At 41.9% G+C, this 16,974-nt stretch carries 20 protein-coding genes and 2 pseudogenes; 21 read left to right on the top strand and 1 reads right to left on the bottom strand.

The annotated features are described in order from the left end of the window. Positions 1–121 precede the first annotated feature (121 nt). Positions 122–406: pseudogene (locus AC4HAL_RS08500) on the bottom strand (TraX family protein); the annotation flags it as partial. 131 nt (positions 407–537) lie between these two features. Here AC4HAL_RS08500 and gatC point away from each other — a divergent pair. The 21 genes and pseudogenes from gatC to AC4HAL_RS08395 all read left to right on the top strand — a co-directional run bounded on the left by gatC (position 538) and on the right by AC4HAL_RS08395 (position 16,758). Next, positions 538–840, top strand: a complete 303-nt coding sequence (gene gatC, locus AC4HAL_RS08495; protein ID WP_165208940.1) for an Asp-tRNA(Asn)/Glu-tRNA(Gln) amidotransferase subunit GatC — start codon at positions 538–540, stop codon at positions 838–840. After that, positions 840–2,306, top strand: a complete 1,467-nt coding sequence (gatA, locus tag AC4HAL_RS08490) for an Asp-tRNA(Asn)/Glu-tRNA(Gln) amidotransferase subunit GatA (protein WP_491093805.1) — start codon at positions 840–842, stop codon at positions 2,304–2,306. The genes gatC and gatA overlap by 1 nt, the downstream gene beginning before the upstream one ends. Next, the gene (gatB, locus tag AC4HAL_RS08485; RefSeq protein WP_491093804.1) at positions 2,306–3,748 is read left to right on the top strand and encodes an Asp-tRNA(Asn)/Glu-tRNA(Gln) amidotransferase subunit GatB; all 1,443 of its coding nucleotides are present in this window, start codon (positions 2,306–2,308) and stop codon (positions 3,746–3,748) included. The genes gatA and gatB overlap by 1 nt, the downstream gene beginning before the upstream one ends. 219 nt (positions 3,749–3,967) lie before the next feature. Continuing rightward, positions 3,968–4,186 carry a hypothetical protein gene (locus tag AC4HAL_RS08480; RefSeq protein WP_491093803.1) on the top strand — a complete coding sequence of 73 codons (219 nt, stop codon included), beginning with the start codon at positions 3,968–3,970 and terminating at the stop codon, positions 4,184–4,186. Between the two features lie 139 nt (positions 4,187–4,325). Beyond that, complete coding sequence (locus AC4HAL_RS08475) at positions 4,326–5,441, top strand: 5-methyltetrahydropteroyltriglutamate--homocysteine S-methyltransferase (RefSeq protein WP_491093802.1); 1,116 nt, start codon at positions 4,326–4,328, stop codon at positions 5,439–5,441. A gap of 236 nt (positions 5,442–5,677) precedes the next feature. Then, on the top strand, positions 5,678–6,334 hold the full coding sequence (locus AC4HAL_RS08470; RefSeq protein WP_491093801.1) for a TetR/AcrR family transcriptional regulator: 657 nt from the start codon (positions 5,678–5,680) through the stop codon (positions 6,332–6,334). Then, positions 6,327–6,725 carry a hypothetical protein gene (locus tag AC4HAL_RS08465; protein ID WP_491093800.1) on the top strand — a complete coding sequence of 133 codons (399 nt, stop codon included), beginning with the start codon at positions 6,327–6,329 and terminating at the stop codon, positions 6,723–6,725. Before AC4HAL_RS08470 ends, AC4HAL_RS08465 begins: the two co-directional genes overlap by 8 nt. Before the next feature lie 37 nt (positions 6,726–6,762). Then, a complete protein-coding gene (locus AC4HAL_RS08460) occupies positions 6,763–7,635 on the top strand; it encodes a DUF3114 domain-containing protein (RefSeq protein ID WP_491093799.1) in 873 nt (290 codons plus the stop codon). A 132-nt stretch (positions 7,636–7,767) separates the two neighbouring features. Next, entirely contained in the window at positions 7,768–8,517 is a 750-nt protein-coding gene (locus tag AC4HAL_RS08455) for an immunity protein (protein WP_491093798.1), read from the top strand. A 143-nt stretch (positions 8,518–8,660) separates the two neighbouring features. After that, the gene (locus AC4HAL_RS08450; RefSeq protein WP_491093797.1) at positions 8,661–9,323 is read left to right on the top strand and encodes a DUF4230 domain-containing protein; all 663 of its coding nucleotides are present in this window, start codon (positions 8,661–8,663) and stop codon (positions 9,321–9,323) included. A 152-nt stretch (positions 9,324–9,475) separates the two neighbouring features. Then, on the top strand, positions 9,476–10,003 hold the full coding sequence (locus AC4HAL_RS08445) for a YqeG family HAD IIIA-type phosphatase (protein ID WP_491093796.1): 528 nt from the start codon (positions 9,476–9,478) through the stop codon (positions 10,001–10,003). Then, on the top strand, positions 10,003–11,124 hold the full coding sequence (gene yqeH / locus AC4HAL_RS08440; protein ID WP_491093795.1) for a ribosome biogenesis GTPase YqeH: 1,122 nt from the start codon (positions 10,003–10,005) through the stop codon (positions 11,122–11,124). The genes AC4HAL_RS08445 and yqeH overlap by 1 nt, the downstream gene beginning before the upstream one ends. A gap of 23 nt (positions 11,125–11,147) precedes the next feature. Then, positions 11,148–11,456, top strand: a complete 309-nt coding sequence (gene yhbY, locus AC4HAL_RS08435; protein WP_491093794.1) for a ribosome assembly RNA-binding protein YhbY — start codon at positions 11,148–11,150, stop codon at positions 11,454–11,456. Between the two features lie 163 nt (positions 11,457–11,619). Next, positions 11,620–12,252, top strand: coding sequence for a nicotinate-nucleotide adenylyltransferase (locus AC4HAL_RS08430; RefSeq protein ID WP_491093793.1), 633 nt, complete (start codon positions 11,620–11,622; stop codon positions 12,250–12,252). Next, on the top strand, positions 12,252–12,848 hold the full coding sequence (gene yqeK, locus AC4HAL_RS08425; RefSeq protein ID WP_491093792.1) for a bis(5'-nucleosyl)-tetraphosphatase (symmetrical) YqeK: 597 nt from the start codon (positions 12,252–12,254) through the stop codon (positions 12,846–12,848). Before AC4HAL_RS08430 ends, yqeK begins: the two co-directional genes overlap by 1 nt. Then, on the top strand, positions 12,849–13,355 hold the full coding sequence (locus AC4HAL_RS08420) for a cysteine hydrolase family protein (RefSeq protein ID WP_491093807.1): 507 nt from the start codon (positions 12,849–12,851) through the stop codon (positions 13,353–13,355). 15 nt (positions 13,356–13,370) lie between these two features. Beyond that, positions 13,371–13,724, top strand: a complete 354-nt coding sequence (gene rsfS / locus AC4HAL_RS08415; protein ID WP_491093791.1) for a ribosome silencing factor — start codon at positions 13,371–13,373, stop codon at positions 13,722–13,724. A 47-nt stretch (positions 13,725–13,771) separates the two neighbouring features. After that, positions 13,772–14,509 carry a class I SAM-dependent DNA methyltransferase gene (locus tag AC4HAL_RS08410; protein WP_491093790.1) on the top strand — a complete coding sequence of 246 codons (738 nt, stop codon included), beginning with the start codon at positions 13,772–13,774 and terminating at the stop codon, positions 14,507–14,509. Positions 14,510–14,578: 69 nt separating this feature from the next. Then, positions 14,579–14,788, top strand: a pseudogene (locus AC4HAL_RS08405) (hypothetical protein); the annotation flags it as partial. Between the two features lie 420 nt (positions 14,789–15,208). Beyond that, positions 15,209–16,306, top strand: a complete 1,098-nt coding sequence (locus AC4HAL_RS08400; RefSeq protein WP_491093789.1) for a nucleotidyltransferase — start codon at positions 15,209–15,211, stop codon at positions 16,304–16,306. An 83-nt stretch (positions 16,307–16,389) separates the two neighbouring features. Then, complete coding sequence (locus AC4HAL_RS08395; protein WP_491093788.1) at positions 16,390–16,758, top strand: PH domain-containing protein; 369 nt, start codon at positions 16,390–16,392, stop codon at positions 16,756–16,758. Positions 16,759–16,974: the final 216 nt, after the last annotated feature.

Below are 16,974 nucleotides of genomic sequence, written 5' to 3'. Positions count from 1 at the left end.
AGTGATGATGTTTAGCGGTATAATGTAAGTGGTTCATTTGGATAACTCCTGTTCGTTTGATCACTAACAGCATAATCCAAATGGACTTTTTTGTGAACTAAAAAATAAACTAGCACCACGGGTTATCTACGATCTGGTGCTTAGATCCTAGGAGCAGCAAAGATAGGAAGTCACCCAGCTGCATGAGAATGGCAGCCACCCACAATCGAAGCAAATGTTTTTGCCGATTTCTGGTATGAAAGAAACCTTCCAGTGTTAAATAAGCAAAGACAGGAGCAACAAATCGTGTCATGAGATGCAGCCAGCTTGGCAAGCCAGGGAAGGCAAAAAATGCAGAATCCATTACCATAAAAGTCAGGGCGATGTATTTAAGCTGATTAGTATTCCATCCTTTTAGTGTTTTCATGGCATCTTCCTCCTTAATATCAGTGTACCAAAATAATGAAGCCCTGCCCTTACAATTTTGAAAGAATGTTTTTATCTTTAAAAGTGTGATATAATTTTGAAGACTATGTAATGCTTATAGGAGAAAAATGGATGAAAATTTCTGAAGAAGAAGTTCGCCATGTAGCGGCCTTGTCAAAGTTGTCCTTCTCAGATGAAGAAACGGCTGAATTTGCGACTACCTTGACCAAAATTGTCGACATGGTTGAGCTGTTGAATGAAGTTGATACGACTGGTGTGCCTATTACAACAACCATGGCTGACCGCAAGACAGTTATTCGCCCTGATGTGGCTGAAGAAGGAACTGATCGCGATCAGCTCTTTAAAAATGTACCGGAGTCGAAAGATTACTATATCAAGGTACCGGCGATCTTAGATGACGGAGGAGATGCCTGATGTCTTTTAATCATAAAACAATTGAAGAATTACACGACCTTCTGGTCAAAAAAGAAATTTCTGCGACTGAACTGACTGAGGCGACACTCGAGGATATCAAGGCGCGTGAGGCGGCTGTTGGCTCTTTTATCACGGTAGCAGAAGAGGCAGCTCTAGAGCAAGCTCAGACTATAGATGAAGAAGGAATTGATGCGGATAATGTCCTTTCAGGAATTCCTTTAGCGGTTAAGGATAATATCTCGACTAAGGGTATTTTAACAACTGCTGCATCGAAAATGCTCTACAATTATGAACCCATCTTTGATGCGACAGCTGTTCAAAATGCCTATGGAAAAGGTATGATCATTGTTGGTAAGACCAATATGGACGAGTTTGCTATGGGTGGCTCAACCGAAACTTCCTACTTCAAGAAAACTAAAAATGCTTGGGATCAAAGCAAGGTCCCTGGTGGTTCATCTGGTGGTTCAGCGACAGCAGTAGCTTCTGGTCAGGTTCGTCTGTCACTGGGATCTGATACGGGTGGTTCCATCCGTCAACCAGCAGCCTTCAATGGTGTTGTCGGTCTTAAGCCAACTTACGGTACGGTGTCCCGTTTTGGCCTGATTGCCTTTGGCAGCTCGCTGGATCAGATTGGTCCCTTTGCGCCAACAGTCAAGGAAAATGCCCAACTGTTAAATGCTATTGCCAGCGAGGACAAGAAAGATTCCACCTCTGCTCCTGTTCGGATTGCTGATTATACCAGTAAGATTGGGCAAGACATCAAGGGGATGAAAATTGCCCTGCCTAAGGAATACTTGGGCGAAGGTATTGATCCACAAATTAGAGAAAATATTCTAGCAGCAGCTAAGCAGTTTGAAAAACTGGGAGCCGTTGTTGAAGAGGTTAGTCTGCCCCATTCCAAGTATGGTGTGGCGGTTTATTACATCATTGCTTCTTCAGAAGCGTCCTCCAACCTGCAACGCTTCGATGGGATTCGCTACGGCTTCCGAGCAGAAGGTGCCGAATCTCTAGAGGATATCTATGTCAAGACTCGCAGCCAAGGCTTTGGTGATGAAGTTAAACGCCGTATCATGCTGGGGACCTTCAGTCTGTCGTCTGGTTATTATGATGCCTACTTTAAAAAGGCAGGTCAGGTACGCAGTCTGATTATCCAAGATTTTGAGAAGGTCTTTGCCAATTATGACCTTATCCTTGGTCCTACAGCACCGCAGGTAGCTTTCGGTTTGGATACGCTCAATCACGACCCTGTTGCCATGTATCTGGCTGACCTTTTGACCATTCCAGTCAATCTAGCTGGGCTGCCAGGAATTTCGATTCCGTCAGGCTTTGTGGAAGGTTTGCCAGTTGGATTGCAATTAATTGGTCCTAAATATGGTGAGGAAACTATCTATCAAGCAGCCTCTGCTTTTGAAGCAGTGACTGACTACCATAAGCAGCAGCCAGCAATTTTTGGAGGTGAGAACTAATGAACTTTGAAACCATTATTGGGCTGGAAGTCCATGTGGAATTAAATACCAATTCAAAAATTTTCTCACCATCATCGGCTCATTTTGGTGAGAATCCCAATGCCAATACTAATATCATCGATTGGTCCTTCCCCGGTGTTTTGCCGGTTATGAATAAGGGTGTTATTGAGGCGGGAATAAAAGCTGCTTTGGCGCTCAACATGGATATCCACCAGACCATGCACTTTGACCGCAAGAATTATTTCTATCCTGATAATCCAAAAGCCTATCAAATTTCGCAATTTGATGAACCAATCGGCTATAATGGCTGGCTGGAAGCGCAGCTGGATGATGGTTCGACAAAGAAAATTCGTATTGAACGGGCGCACTTGGAAGAAGATGCTGGTAAGAATACTCACGCTGATGATGGTTATTCCTACGTTGACCTCAACCGTCAGGGTGTCCCTTTGATTGAGATTGTTTCTGAGGCTGATATGCGCTCTCCTGAAGAGGCTTATGCTTATTTGACAGCTTTAAAGGAAATTATCCAGTATACCGGTATTTCTGATGTCAAGATGGAAGAAGGCTCCATGCGGGTTGATGCCAATATTTCCCTGCGTCCTTACGGTCAAGAAGAATTTGGTACCAAGACAGAGCTAAAAAATCTCAACTCCTTCAGTAATGTCCGCAAGGGCTTGGAATATGAGGTTGAGCGTCAGGCCAAAATCCTGCGTTCCGGTGGTGTGATTCAACAAGAAACGCGTCGTTATGATGAAGCAGGGAAACAAACGATTCTTATGCGGGTTAAAGAGGGTTCGGCCGATTACCGTTACTTCCCAGAGCCCGATCTGCCAATCTTTGAGATTTCTGATGATTGGATTGAGGACATGCGGGGCAGCCTGCCTGAATTTGCCAAAGACCGCCGAGCCCGCTATGTGAATGAATTGGGTCTGACGGATTATGATGCTAGTCAATTGACAGCGACTAAGGCGACATCAGATTTCTTTGAAAAAGCTGTTGGTCTAGGCGGCGACGCCAAGCAGGTTTCCAATTGGCTCCAAGGTGAAGTAGCCCAATTCCTCAATAGCGAAGCTAAGACCATAGAGCACATTAATCTGACACCAGAAAATCTGGTGGAAATGCTGAGCTTGATCGAAGATAGTACCATTTCATCGAAAATTGCCAAAAAGGTCTTTGTTCATTTGGCGAAAAATGGCGGTGGTGCGCGTGATTATGTGGAAAAAGCCGGACTGGTGCAAATCTCTAATCCAGACGTCTTGATTCCGATTATCCACCAAGTCTTTGCCGATAATGAAGCAGCCGTTGCTGATTTCAAATCCGGTAAACGCAATGCTGATAAAGCTTTTACAGGCTTCCTTATGAAAGCTACTAAAGGTCAGGCCAATCCACAGGTGGCTCTCAAGCTCTTGGCTCAAGAGTTACAAAAACTGAAAGAGGAGTAACAAATCGGGACTACTAGCCTCACAGGCTGGTAGTTCATTTTTATTTTGCTAAAGGAGAAAAATGTGTCGTCTATTTTTGTTACCTTATTCTTTTTTCTATGTTTTTATAATCTAATTTGGTTATGCTTACTTCCCATAAATCTTCATCGTTGGTATTGGAGTTGGCGAGTGAGACGGGAGGGACAAGAACTAATCCTACAGGGAAAGGAAGTAGCTGAAATGAGTCGAGGTATAAGAGGCATTATTGTCTATCGTCATTTCTTAAGCTTTATGGATTACCGTTTTGTAACAGACCGCAATCCCTACGGTGTTGTTAGAGCCTTGAATCGAAGTAGAATTACCTATCTAGGGCGCTTACAGTACCTTTCTGGTCGTTATCGCGTCCGCTATCTTCAGAGAAAGGGGAAAACCTATCTGCTTGTTTTAGAACCGGATTGAGCATTACTAGAGCGATTCTAGGGAAGCTATTCGGACAGAGGTATAGTTTTAAGCTATTTAATAATATATAAAATATATATTTTACAGTTATATCGCTCTCTGATACAATAGAAGCATATTCGATAAAGGGGTAAGACTAATGACTAAAAAATATTTTGAACATGTGGGGTCTTTCCTAAGGCCAACTGAATTGAAGGAAGCACGTGCAGCTTTTGAAGCTGGTAAGATTTCGGAAGCAGACTTGACCGCAGTTGAAGACCGGCTGATTACGGATTTGGTCGATAAACAGGTTGCTGCCGGTCTTGAAAAAGTAACCGATGGGGAATTTCGTCGTGCCAACTGGCATGTGGATTTTTTCTGGGGCTTTGATGGCATTGAGCGCTACCAGTATGGAGAAGGGTTGGCCTTCCAAGAGGTAGAAACTAACGATGATTCGGCTATCGTTACTGGTAAAATTGGTTTTACCAAGGAATACCATCCCTTCATCAAGCACTATCAGTTTTTGAAAAAACTGGCTGATGAGCACGGCGTAGAGGCTAAAATCAGCATTCCCGCACCATCCCAGTGCTTGGTTGAGCTGCAACGCGGCACTAATATCCAAAAGGCCTTAGCTGTCTATCCTAATCAGCAAGACTTGATTGACGATTTGGCTGCAGCCTATCACGATGCTATCCTTGCTTTTTACGAAGAAGGTGCACGCACGGTTCAGCTGGATGATTGTACCTGGGGGATTATCATGGATGATGAGTTTTATAAGACCGTAACGGATGGTAAGATTGATAAGGATACTATTCGTGAAGGTTTGCTTTATATCAATAATAAGGCCTTGGAAAATCTTCCAGAAGACCTCCAAATTAATACTCATGTCTGCCGTGGAAATTACCAGTCAACCTATGCGACAACAGGACCTTACACAGCAGTGGCTGAGACACTCTTTGGTCGCGAACGGGCGACAGCTTATTTCCTTGAATATGATAATGAGCGGTCTGGTGGATTTGAACCTTTGGCGGCATTTAAGGACCCTAACAAGGTTGCTGTCCTTGGCTTGATTACCACAAAAGAAGGAAAACTAGAGGATAAAGAGGCTGTTATCAAGCGCATTCGTCAAGCTCAGGAGATTCTGCCGTTGGAACAACTCTGGCTGGCAACCCAGTGTGGCTTCGCCTCAACCCAAGAAGGCAATCTCATCACAGAAGAAGATCAGTGGAACAAGCTGGCTCTTGTTAAAGAGATTATTGATGAGGTTTGGGGATAGCTCTATTTGGTGGCCATGCCTTTATCATATGTTAATTACAGGTAGATAAGAAAGCTATTTTGAATCCGTGAAGGATGCTTTAGTGGATATTTTTCTTAAAATTAAAGAGCAAAGAGCGGAAAACGATTTGTGATAAAAATCTATTTCTTTCTCATTTTCTTGACAAACAGAGCTCTTATCCTTATAATCAAAAACAGACTGTTGGTCTGTTTTTTTGATAGAGAGGATAGAGTCTATTGAAACAAGAAGAAAAATCCCTGCGAACAAAAGAATTGATCCTAAAAACGGCCCTCCCTCTATTTGCTAAGCAGGGTTACCAGACAACGACCATGGCTGACATTATTAAAAGTGCAGATTTATCAAAAGGGGCTGTCTACCATCACTTTGCCGGCAAAGAGGCTATTTTACAAGAAATTATGAAAGCTGAAGTTGCTGAAGTGACTCAGTATTTATCTAAGCTATGCGCTGATAAGGATATTTCGGTCAGTCAGCGTTTTAGCCATTTAGTGGATTTTTTACTTCAAAAGGATTCCTTGCAGGATATGTCTCATATTAACTGGGCTGAAAAAGTTCCCTTTGGCTTGTTATTTACGCTCAGAAATACAATTCAAGTGTTGGTACCTTACGTAAGTGATATGATTCAGCAGGGCAACCAGCAGGGAGAGTTTGATTGCTCCTATCCCGATGAAACTGCCAGCGTTTTTCTTATCTTAGCTGATATTTGGTTTGATCCAGTTCTTACGGGGGTGGACTATTCCTTTTCTTCCAAAATTGACTACCTGTTTCATTGGTTAGAACTAAGTGGTGTTCCTATATTGTCTGCCAAAAACCGCCAGCAGATTAAAGAGAGGATGGCGGATATCTATGAAAAGAAGGGAAAATCAGATGAATAAGTTTCTGAAGGTTGTATTTGTTTTCGTTATTGCTGCTATGTCCTGTGCTAGTCTATTGCAGCTTTTGGCTCCGAATTTCATGGGCAGCCAGTCCGCTTACGGTATTTCTCGTGGTTGGCAGAGAGAAATAGCATTTTGGGATATAGCAGTTGTTATTATATTAATGGCTGTGCTGATGAAATATGATTGGTTTTACCTGAAGGCTGTTTTATTGGGACTCATTATTGGTGGTCTTGGCATTGGAAGCAATCACTTAGTGGGCTTTATTCAGGAACCGTCCCAGTACATTAACCTTATTGGAGCCGTTGAGAACTATCTGCTTGTTTTGGCCTGGATCCTTGGTTGGCGGCTAGAAAAGCGAAAGCACCATCGAAAAGAAGAGGCAGATTGATAAGCCTCTTAGTAATAATCATATAAAGGAGAGTAATATGGATAAAATTGGGTCGCCAGTCTTTTACCAGTACTGGGAGCAGATAAAAACAGAAAAGATGGCGCATGAAGCCTTGCACTATCTCTTGGACAGCGCAGGCATGCCTGAGGAGCTGTCGGGGGATTTAGAGGAGAATCGTCGTTTGGTCTCTCGGTTTGCTGATGACTTAGCGCCACATGATAATTTTTGGAAAGATTTAGCACGTTTGGTTCGTCGGGCGATGAAGGAACGTTTATTTACGGAAAAAACGAGTTTTAATCGCCGCTTGCATCAGCTGCGCTATGTCATTTCATCTCAGCAGGCTCAGTATGTTCGCCGGTACTATCGTCAATCTGGAATGACCGATCAAGCGGCTTTGATAACCTACCTAAAAGTTAATCGCCTGCGCCCCAATATTTTTGACAATGCCCGCCTACACAATAAGCGTCAGTCTAAGCAGGAGGCATTTGCTTTTCCTGATCATCGGGAATCCTATAATATAAAGATTTTACTTCAGCTTCGCACGGAGTTTATCCTAGATAGTCAGGGGTATTTTCTTAACGAACTAGATGCGGATAAAGTTAATATTAATGGAATTGTTAACGGTGCTAGCTTCAACTATGGCAATACTCCGTGGAGTCATGTTCGTTTGGATGTTGAACCAATAAGAGCGCACGATCCTATTTTTAGAAAAGCGATAGTGAAACCTTTTAAATCGCCCAATCAAGCTGGAAAAATCCGCCTAGCTCGTTTTTGGAAAGAGCGCAAGGTAGCGGACTTTGAGCGCAGTTTTTATAATAGACAAGGGGGATTTGCCAAGGATGGTCAATCTTTAGCCCGCCTTATTAAGCTGCGCAAAAAGTCATTTAAGCGAGAGTATAAGAGAAAATAGTCAGTAAGCTGGCTTTTTTGTTTGCTGAAATCTCTGCCGAGTTTTTCTGTAAGACTTTCTGTAACACTATTGACATACGATATATATATATATAATAGTTTTGTAAAATTAAAAAATGAGAGAGGTAGAGAGATGCAACCAATAAAGAATGAAGAAAGAAAGGTTACTGCTATTATTGCTTTAGTTATGGGAGGGATTGCTTTAGTCACATCATGGATACCATTTGTCAATAATGCTTCTGCCATTCTAGCGATTATTGCTTTTATTTTGGGAGTTATAGCTCTAATTATTAACCGTAAAAACAAGAATTGGTTATCATTAATTTCAGTAGGGATAGCGGTCATAGCTTTTCTAATCGTTTTGATTAGCCAAATTATCTATACAGATTCAATAGCTAGTTCTATTAAGAATTCATTAACAAGTTCTTCAAAATCGGTATCTGTGGTGAAAAAAGAGGATAAAAGGCAGAAAAAGAATAAAATTAAAAATTCTAAGATAGGTAAAGAGAAAAAGAAAATCTATGCAGTTGGAGATAAAATCACTTTTGATGATGAATTAGAAATTATTACATCAGTCGAATGGACTGATGTAAGGAATAGATATGATGATAGTAATCCAGAAAAAGTATTGAAAGTTACTTATGATATAACCAATCTTTCAGATGAAGACTATCCTGTTGGTAGTGAGTTGAATCTCTATGCTGGGGGAGAAAAAATGGAGACTTATCCAAATGACAATACGTTTGAGACTATTTCATCAGGACGTTCATACCAAGGAGCCACCCAGCATTTTGGCGTCACTAGTGATGGTGATTTGGAATTGGAAATTGAACCATCATTTTCAGTTGATGGGAATCCCGTTATTGTTAAATTAGAAAGATAGGTCAAAATTTATGAACAAACTAGCTTTACCTATTCTATTTCTCCTTGTTGGCATTATTTTGCTTGCTCTAAATCCTTGGATTGGTACGGTCATGATTGTTTCTGGGATATTTTACCTAGCTCTAGTTATTAGGAGAGACTAATATGGTATTACTTAAACGATTTTCTCCTTTTAAGCAGGTGGGAAAGTTCTTAAAGCAGAAGGTTCCGCGCTGGAGAAGTCTATTGATTTTGGGGCTTGTCGTAGCTGTTTCACTTGGTTTCTATACGTATGGTCGTATCAAGGCTTCACAGCAGTCAGAACCTAGTCAGACTTCTTATACTTCTGTTACTTCTTTGGAAAAGGTTAATCAGGTGGCTTTTCTCAATGTTGGTATTCAAAAAATAGTGACTTCAAAGGAAACGACAAAAGTTCTTTTTACAGATTTGGATATCCCGTTTTCAGAGAAAGAAGCGGTGATTATTCTTAACTACCAAGCCAAGTTTGGAATAAAAAAAGGAGTGCGGGTGGATGAAAAGGAAGATTCTCATTACACTGTTAGTATTCCTAAGTTTGAAGTTATCGGTTTTGAACTAGCAGAGGAACACCCTTATCAACTTTATAATACTTCTGGTGGACTGCTTAGCTATTCAACCAAGGATATCGATACTGGAAAGCTTGTGACAGACAGCCTTTCTAATAAGGAGCAGGAAGAGTATTTGAAACGTTACCAGAGTCTTGTCAAAGATTCAGCTAAAGAATATTATCAGCAAATTATTACTTCTATTGATAAGAAGGCAAAGGTTACTTTTGTTTTCCAAAAGTAATTTCTGATTCATAGAGAGATACTATCCTCCTTGAGATTGGCGAATAAGGCTAATTTTAGGAGGATTTTTTGAAGTCAGTTATTCTGTTGGCCTCTCTATCTTGGCTGAAATTATGCTATAATAAAAGTTACTATCATATTTTGGAGAAAGCTGTGAGTATTGAAGATTATATACCCACCTTTGCGGTGGAAGCTGTTTATGATTTGACACCTGAAAGCCTGCGTAAGCATGGAATTTCTGCGGTACTGGTGGATTTGGATAATACCTTGATTGCTTGGAATAATCCTGATGGGACACCGGAGCTGCGGGAGTGGTTGGATGATATGACAGAGGCTGGAATACCAGTGGTCGTCGTCTCCAATAATAAATTTGAACGCGTTCAGCGTGCGGTTGAACCTTTCCATGTGGATTTTGTCAGCCGTGCTATGAAGCCCTTTACTCGTGGTATTGACAAGGCGATTGAACGCTATAGCTTTGATCGCGATGAGGTTGTCATGGTTGGTGATCAGCTAATGACAGATATTAGGGCTTGTCATCGAGCGGGTATTCGCTCTATTTTAGTCAAGCCATTGGTAAGATCGGATGCTTGGAATACCAAGTTTAATCGTGCCAGAGAGCGCCGTGTGATGCGAAAGATTGCTAAGAAATACGGTGATATTATTTATAAAAAGGAAATTTAATGGAAGAATTACTCTGTATTGGCTGTGGAGCCAAGATTCAAAGCGAGAATAAGGAAGCTGCTGGCTATACCCCCCGCTCCAGTGTTGAGAAGGCGACAGAAAGCGACAGTGATCTTTATTGTCAGCGCTGTTTTCGCCTGCGCCACTACAATGATATCGTCGATGTCCATATTAGTGATGATGAATTTCTGACCTTACTGCATGAAGTTGGCGATAGTCAGGCATTGGTTGTCAATGTTGTAGATATTTTTGACTTTAACGGCTCTGTTATTCCGGGTCTCAGTCGCTTTGTATCTGGTAACGATGTCCTCTTAGTGGGGAACAAAAAAGATATTCTACCTAAATCTGTTAAAGATAGCAAGGTTACTCAGTGGCTGCGCGAGCGTGCTCACGAAGAAGGTCTGCGGCCAGTTGATGTCCTGTTGACCAGTGCCCAGAATCATTATGCTATCAAGGAATTAATTGAGCGGATTGAGGAGCTTCGTGCTGGCCGTGATGTCTATGTTGTCGGTGTGACCAATGTCGGTAAATCCACCTTAATCAATGCCGTGATTAGTGAGATTACTGGGGATAAAAATGTGATTACGACATCACGCTTTCCTGGAACAACACTGGATAAGATTGAGATTCCTCTGGATGATGGCAGCTATATCTTCGACACACCGGGGATTATTCACCGCCATCAAATGGCTCACTATCTCAGTGCCAAGGATCTCAAGTATGTCAGCCCTAAAAAAGAAATCAAACCTAAAACCTACCAGCTTAATCCTGAACAGACCCTATTTTTAGGAGGTTTGGCTCGTTTTGATTTTATTAAGGGAGATAAACAAGGTTTTACCGCTTATTTTGATAATAATCTTGACTTGCATCGGACTAAGTTGGCTGGAGCAGATGACTTTTATGATAAGCATCAAGGCGATCTTCTGGTACCACCGCATGCTAAAGACTTAGCTGAGTTTCCTGCTCTTGTCCGCCATGAGTTCACGATTACGGACAAGATCGATATCGTCTACTCAGGTCTCGGCTGGATTCGTGTTAAGGCAAGCAGTGGTCAGCCTGTTAAGGTAGCTGCCTGGGCACCGGACGGGGTCGGTGTGGTTATCCGCAAGGCCCTAATTTAAAAAATGAAATAGAAGGAATACATATGCTTACATCAAAACAACGTGCCTTTTTAAATGCTCAGGCACACGCTATGAAACCCATTGTGCAGATTGGCAAGAACGGCCTTAATGACCAGATTAAAACCAGCGTCCGCAATGCCCTAGATGCACGTGAGCTTATCAAGATAAAGCTATTGCAAAACACTGATGAGACCATTCATGAGGTTGCTGAAATTTTAGAAGAAGAAATTGGGGCGGATTCTGTTGCTAAAACGGGTCGTGTTCTTACCCTTTATAAGCAGTCTGCTAAGAAGGAAAACCGCAAATTATCACAGAAGGTAAAGGAGCTCTGAGCTTAAGTTTCTTATAATGTTGTAGGAAATGTGACACTTGTTAATCCCCTTGAAAAGCCCTCTTGTCGCTTTTTACCAGCCGCTTTGTCGGCTTTTTCTTTTGTCCTATTTATGCTATAATGGGAGCTAAAAGAGTTGATACGTAAAGCATGAGGAGAAGTCTATGGCACTTGATTTAGTAACGCCATTTACCAAGGTAGAATTGGAGGCAAATGTTGAGGAAACTGGACGTAAGCAGGTTGGGATTTTAGGCGGCAATTTTAACCCTGTTCATAATGCTCATCTGCTTGTTGCTGATCAGGTTCGTCAGCAGTTATGCTTGGATGAAGTTTTTCTGATGCCGGAATTTATTCCTCCTCACATTGATAAAAAGGAGACCATTGCTGAGCAGCACCGTCTCAATATGCTTATGCTGGCTATCAATGGTATCGAAGGTTTGGATATTGAGACGATTGAGCTGGAGCGTCAAGGCATTAGTTACACTTATGATACGATGAAGTACCTGACAGAAAACAATCCTGATACCGATTATTACTTTATCATTGGGGCGGATATGGTGGAATACCTGCCCAAGTGGCATCGCATTGACGAGCTGGTTGAGCTGGTGCAGTTTGTTGGGGTTCAACGTCCCAAGTATAAAGTTGGAACGTCCTATCCTGTCATCTGGGTTGATGTGCCCCTAATGGATATTTCATCATCGGATGTGCGCGATTTGATTAAGACTGGCCATACTCCCAATTTTATGGTGCCTCAGTCAGTTTTAGCCTATATCAAGAAAGCGGGGCTCTATCGCTGATGTATGAAGAATTTTTAAGACATGGTTACGACAGAGACCGCCTGCTGGAGCAAATGAAAATGACGCTGAGTGATAAGCGGTTTCAGCACTGTTTGGGGGTCGAAGCAGCTGCCAGACATTTGGCAGAGCTCAATCATTATTCGCCTGAAAAAGCTGGACTCGCTGGTCTACTCCATGACTATGCCAAGGAGCTCTCTGATGAGGAGTTTCTGGATCTGATTGACAAGTATGGTCTGGATCCAGACTTGAAAAACTGGGGCAATAATATTTGGCATGGCAAGGTTGGTATTTATAAGATCCAAGAAGATCTAGGAGTAACAGATTCTGAAATCCTAGCTGCCATTGCAGATCATACGACAGGAAGCAGGGTTATGACAGTCTTAGATAAGATTGTCTATGTGGCTGATTATATCGAGGACAATCGTCATTTTCTAGGTGTTGAGGAAGCGCGTCGACTGGCTGAGGTATCCTTGGATAAGGCTGTCGCCTATGAAACGGCCCATACCATTGAGCATTTGGCCCACCAAGCTATGCCCATCTATCCACAGACTATTGAAACCTACAATGCTTATGTCAATTATTTGAAGGAGACCTAGATAGTGACAGCTTTATTGGTTGTAGATGTCCAGACTGGATTAATTAAGGAGCAGCCTTATCAAGTGTCGCTTTTCTTGGAAACTGTAGGGCAAGCCATAAAACAAGCGCGTGCTCGTCAAATTGAGGTGATTTATGTCTGCCATCATGATGATGAGTTGCCAATGGGCAGCAGTGATTGGAAGATATCTGATTCAGTAGCACCCCAAGCAAATGAGTTGATTATTGATAAAGCCTACAATTCGGCTTTTAAAGAGACAGGCTTGCGGGCTTATTTAGCAAACAAGGGTGTGGAGCGGTTGATTATTGTAGGGATGGCAACTGATCACTGCATCGATACGACGGTCAAGGTGGCTTTTGAGATGGGTTATGAAGTTGCTGTGGTGGAACATGGTACGACGACCTTTGGGACATCAGATATCCCAGCAAATATCTTGATTGACTACTATGAGACGATTTGGCATGACCGCTTTGCTCAGGTTTTGCCTCTGGAGAGACTATTTAATTAAAGGAAATAAAGATTAATGACTAAAGACGAACTTTTAGAATTGGTTGTTAAAGCTGCTGATGAAAAGCGGGCTGAAGATATTGTTGTTCTTGATTTAGCTGGTTTAAGCAGTTTGACAGATTATTTCGCCATCATGAGTGCTATGAACAGCCGTCAGTTGGAAGCTGTTTCGGATAATATCCGTGAGAAGGTTAAAGAAGCAGGCGGTGATGTTAGTCACATTGAAGGGGATAGCAAGACCGGTTGGGTTCTCCTTGATCTCAATGATGTGGTCGTCCATATCTTTACCGAAGAAGCACGCGACCACTATAATCTGGAAAAACTCTGGCACGAAGCACCACTGGTGGATGTGACGGCCTATCTTGGATAATAATGAGCAGTCGCTGAGACTGCTTTTTTAGAATAGGGATAAGAGATATGACAACTTATGAAACTTTTGCGAGAGTCTATGACAGTATCATGGACGATTCACTTTATGATCAATGGACGGACTTTTCGCTGCGCCATTTTCCAAAAACAAAAAATGCCAAACTCCTAGAGTTGGCTTGTGGGACGGGGATTCAGTCCATTCGTTTTAAGCAGGCAGGATTCGATGTGACAGGGCTGGACTTAAGTGAAGAGATGCTGAACTTGGCCTGCAAACGTGCCGAGGCAGCGCACTTAGACATTCCTTTTGTGCAGGGCAATATGCTGGATTTATCGCCTGTCGGAACCTTTGATATGGTGACCTGCTATTCGGACTCTATCTGCTACATGGAAGATGAGGTAGATGTGGGTGATGTTTTTGCGCAGGTTTACCAGCATCTCAATGATGGTGGAGTCTTTATCTTTGATGTGCATTCTACCTATCAGACAGATGAGGTTTTCCCTAGCTACGCTTACCATGAAAATGCGGAAGATTTTGCTATGGTCTGGGACAGCTACGAAGATGAAGTTCCACATTCAGTGGTCCATGAGCTGACTTTCTTCATTCAAGATGAGGATGGACGCTTTACACGCTTTGACGAAGTTCATGAAGAGCGAACCTACGAACTTCTCACCTACGATATATTATTGGAACAAGCTGGTTTTAAAACGGTCAAGGTCTATGCTGACTTTGAAGATAAAGAGCCGACAGAAACAAGCAAAAGATGGTTCTTTGTGTGTGCGAAGTAGGAAGGAACAGTTATGAAGAATTTGGCTTTTGTCATAGGCTTGGCGCTAGCGGGCATTGATCCTGTTGGCATGATATTGCTGATGACCATGCAGGCAGTGGGTTTATCCCTTAAAAAAGTCTATCTTTTTGGTGGTTTAGTCCTTTTTGGTACGGCTTTGCTGGGTTTCATTTTATCACTCATACTGGGTAATGAGATATCGAATCTAGCGCAAGTCCTTGGTCAACTTCCTGATAGAGTATGGGTTTGGATTTATTTGGTGCTTATTGCTGTCTTAATAGCTTGGGGAGTCAAACGTCTGCTGGCAGTAGAAGATCTGGACCGTCAAAATAGCCCAAAGAGCAGTAAGGGAATCTATGCAGCAGCGGTCTTCATGATTTATACAGCCATCGTGGATCCAACTTTTTTAGCCGTGCTAGCTTTGTCCGGTCAAGTAAATGATACTTTCTTATCGCTGCTTTACAATTTTCTCTGGGTATTTATCAGCCAAAGTCCGCTCTTCTTGCTGATTTTAGCTGTTATGTGCAACAAACATCATGTCTTTATTGATAAATTTAATGCTTTCTATAAAAGATATCGGCAACCTATCAGATATGGTGTCACAGGAATTATCTTTTTATCAGCTATTATTTTGATAGTTGATCTATCTTCTTATTGTTTTTTAGATAGCTGGCTTTTAGGCTAAAATGGAGGGAACCCCATGACCACAACTGGCATCATCGCTGAATTCAATCCTTTTCACAATGGGCACAAATATCTGCTCGATCAAGTAGAAGGTGTCAAGATCATAGCTATGTCTGGTAATTTTGTCCAGCGGGGTGAGCCTGCCCTTGTGGATAAGTGGACAAGGGCGCAGATGGCCTTAGAAAACGGTGCTGACTTAGTCGTTGAGCTTCCTTTTTTGGTGTCGGTTCAGTCAGCTGATTATTTTGCTAGCGGTGCTGTGGATATATTGGCACGATTGGGCATTGATCAGCTGGTCTTTGGAACCGAGGAAGCTCTGGATTACCAAGCTATTTCAGATACTTATGCAGCTAGGGGGACTGAGATGGAGACCTTTCTTTCCCAGTTACCTGACAGTCTGTCTTATCCTCAGAAGACCCAGAAAATGTGGGAAAGGTTTGCAGGTGTAGATTTTTCTGGAAATACGCCCAATCATATTCTGGGACTCAGTTATGCCAAGGCTTGCGCAGCCTATGGTATCAAACTAACGCCTATTTCGCGTATTGGAGCAGGCTATCATTCCGACAGCAAGCGAGAGCAAATTGCCTCAGCCACTGCTATTCGTAAACATCTGGGGGATCAAGAATTTTTAGAGCAAACTATGCCTAGCCTTCAGCTGTTGGAGCGGGCAACTACGGTCAGCTGGACAGATTATTTTTCCTTGCTCAAGTATCAAATCCTGACAAATCTTGATTTGACTGCTATTTTTCAGGTCAATGAGGAGCTGGTTAGCCGAATCAAAGAGTCTATTAAGACGGCGGTTGATTTTGATGATTTGGTTGATAAGGTGGCGACAAAACGCTACACCAAGGCGCGCGTGCGACGGATTCTAACTTATATCCTCGTCAATGCTAGGGAATCTGTCCTGCCAAATGTTGTCCATGTGCTAGGCTTCACGCCAAAGGGCCAGCAACACCTCAAGTCCGTGAAAAAATCCGTGGAGATTATCACTCGTATCGGTGCTAAACCGTGGGATGCTATGACCCAGCAAGCTGACAAAGCCTATCAACTAGGCGGCTCAGATATTCAGGAACAAAACTGGGGACGGGTGCCGGTGAGAAATTCTAATGATTAAGTTGGTTTTCTGATTAATTAGTAAATATTTAAGTATAAAAAGCTACACTGACATAGTAAACCTTAAGAATTAGGAGAAATATAATGGAACTAATTAATAATTTACTTGAGTGGACTTTTGTTTCAGAATGTCAAATTCCAGAAGATGTTTCGTCATCTCTTGTGACTGGTGAAATACCTTATGCTGCTTACAAAACAATCAGAGATATTGCAATTTTTACAAATAAACGTTTAATTGTCCGTGATGCTCAAGGATTAACTGGTAAAAAGGTTGAAATTTATTCTTTACCCTATTCATCTATAAATCTGTGGTCTACAGAGAATGCAGGTCTATTGGACTTTAACTCAGAAGTTGAACTATGGACACGTGCAGGACATATCAAAATTAATTTGAAAAAAGGTGTTGATATTCGGAGATTTGATAAAATTTTAGCTGAGGCTTTGCTAAATTAATTTTTATTACATTTTATCGTATAGAAACTTATTTAGAGGCTTCGATTGATTTATATCAATATTATGAAGCGTAAAGCTCATTTGGGATTTAGTATAAACCATTTTGTGGTGAGAGAACAAATTACCTTATCAATGATGGTGGTTAAGTTTATAGATTTGGTTTCTTAAAGATTTACATATGAAAACTTGTACAATTTATTGACAAGTTTTTTCTTT

The organism is Streptococcus sp. ELY_125 (assembly GCF_058314535.1).
Note: the sequence above shows the minus strand (reverse complement) of the source record. Positions and strands in the feature narration are given on the sequence as shown.

What these genes read in the sequence shown, in the direction of transcription:
- AC4HAL_RS08395 (WP_491093788.1), top strand. Translation starts at nt 16,390, where the DNA reads ATGGAACTAATTAATAATTTACTTGAGTGGACTTTTGTTTCAGAATGT.
- yhbY (WP_491093794.1), top strand. Translation starts at nt 11,148, where the DNA reads ATGCTTACATCAAAACAACGTGCCTTTTTAAATGCTCAGGCACACGCT.
- AC4HAL_RS08455 (WP_491093798.1), top strand. Translation starts at nt 7,768, where the DNA reads ATGCAACCAATAAAGAATGAAGAAAGAAAGGTTACTGCTATTATTGCT.
- gatA (WP_491093805.1), top strand. Translation starts at nt 840, where the DNA reads ATGTCTTTTAATCATAAAACAATTGAAGAATTACACGACCTTCTGGTC.
- AC4HAL_RS08400 (WP_491093789.1), top strand. Translation starts at nt 15,209, where the DNA reads ATGACCACAACTGGCATCATCGCTGAATTCAATCCTTTTCACAATGGG.
- yqeK (WP_491093792.1), top strand. Translation starts at nt 12,252, where the DNA reads ATGTATGAAGAATTTTTAAGACATGGTTACGACAGAGACCGCCTGCTG.
- yqeH (WP_491093795.1), top strand. Translation starts at nt 10,003, where the DNA reads ATGGAAGAATTACTCTGTATTGGCTGTGGAGCCAAGATTCAAAGCGAG.
- AC4HAL_RS08475 (WP_491093802.1), top strand. Translation starts at nt 4,326, where the DNA reads ATGACTAAAAAATATTTTGAACATGTGGGGTCTTTCCTAAGGCCAACT.
- AC4HAL_RS08480 (WP_491093803.1), top strand. Translation starts at nt 3,968, where the DNA reads ATGAGTCGAGGTATAAGAGGCATTATTGTCTATCGTCATTTCTTAAGC.
- AC4HAL_RS08450 (WP_491093797.1), top strand. Translation starts at nt 8,661, where the DNA reads ATGGTATTACTTAAACGATTTTCTCCTTTTAAGCAGGTGGGAAAGTTC.
- gatC (WP_165208940.1), top strand. Translation starts at nt 538, where the DNA reads ATGAAAATTTCTGAAGAAGAAGTTCGCCATGTAGCGGCCTTGTCAAAG.
- gatB (WP_491093804.1), top strand. Translation starts at nt 2,306, where the DNA reads ATGAACTTTGAAACCATTATTGGGCTGGAAGTCCATGTGGAATTAAAT.
- rsfS (WP_491093791.1), top strand. Translation starts at nt 13,371, where the DNA reads ATGACTAAAGACGAACTTTTAGAATTGGTTGTTAAAGCTGCTGATGAA.
- AC4HAL_RS08460 (WP_491093799.1), top strand. Translation starts at nt 6,763, where the DNA reads ATGGATAAAATTGGGTCGCCAGTCTTTTACCAGTACTGGGAGCAGATA.
- AC4HAL_RS08465 (WP_491093800.1), top strand. Translation starts at nt 6,327, where the DNA reads ATGAATAAGTTTCTGAAGGTTGTATTTGTTTTCGTTATTGCTGCTATG.
- AC4HAL_RS08430 (WP_491093793.1), top strand. Translation starts at nt 11,620, where the DNA reads ATGGCACTTGATTTAGTAACGCCATTTACCAAGGTAGAATTGGAGGCA.
- AC4HAL_RS08410 (WP_491093790.1), top strand. Translation starts at nt 13,772, where the DNA reads ATGACAACTTATGAAACTTTTGCGAGAGTCTATGACAGTATCATGGAC.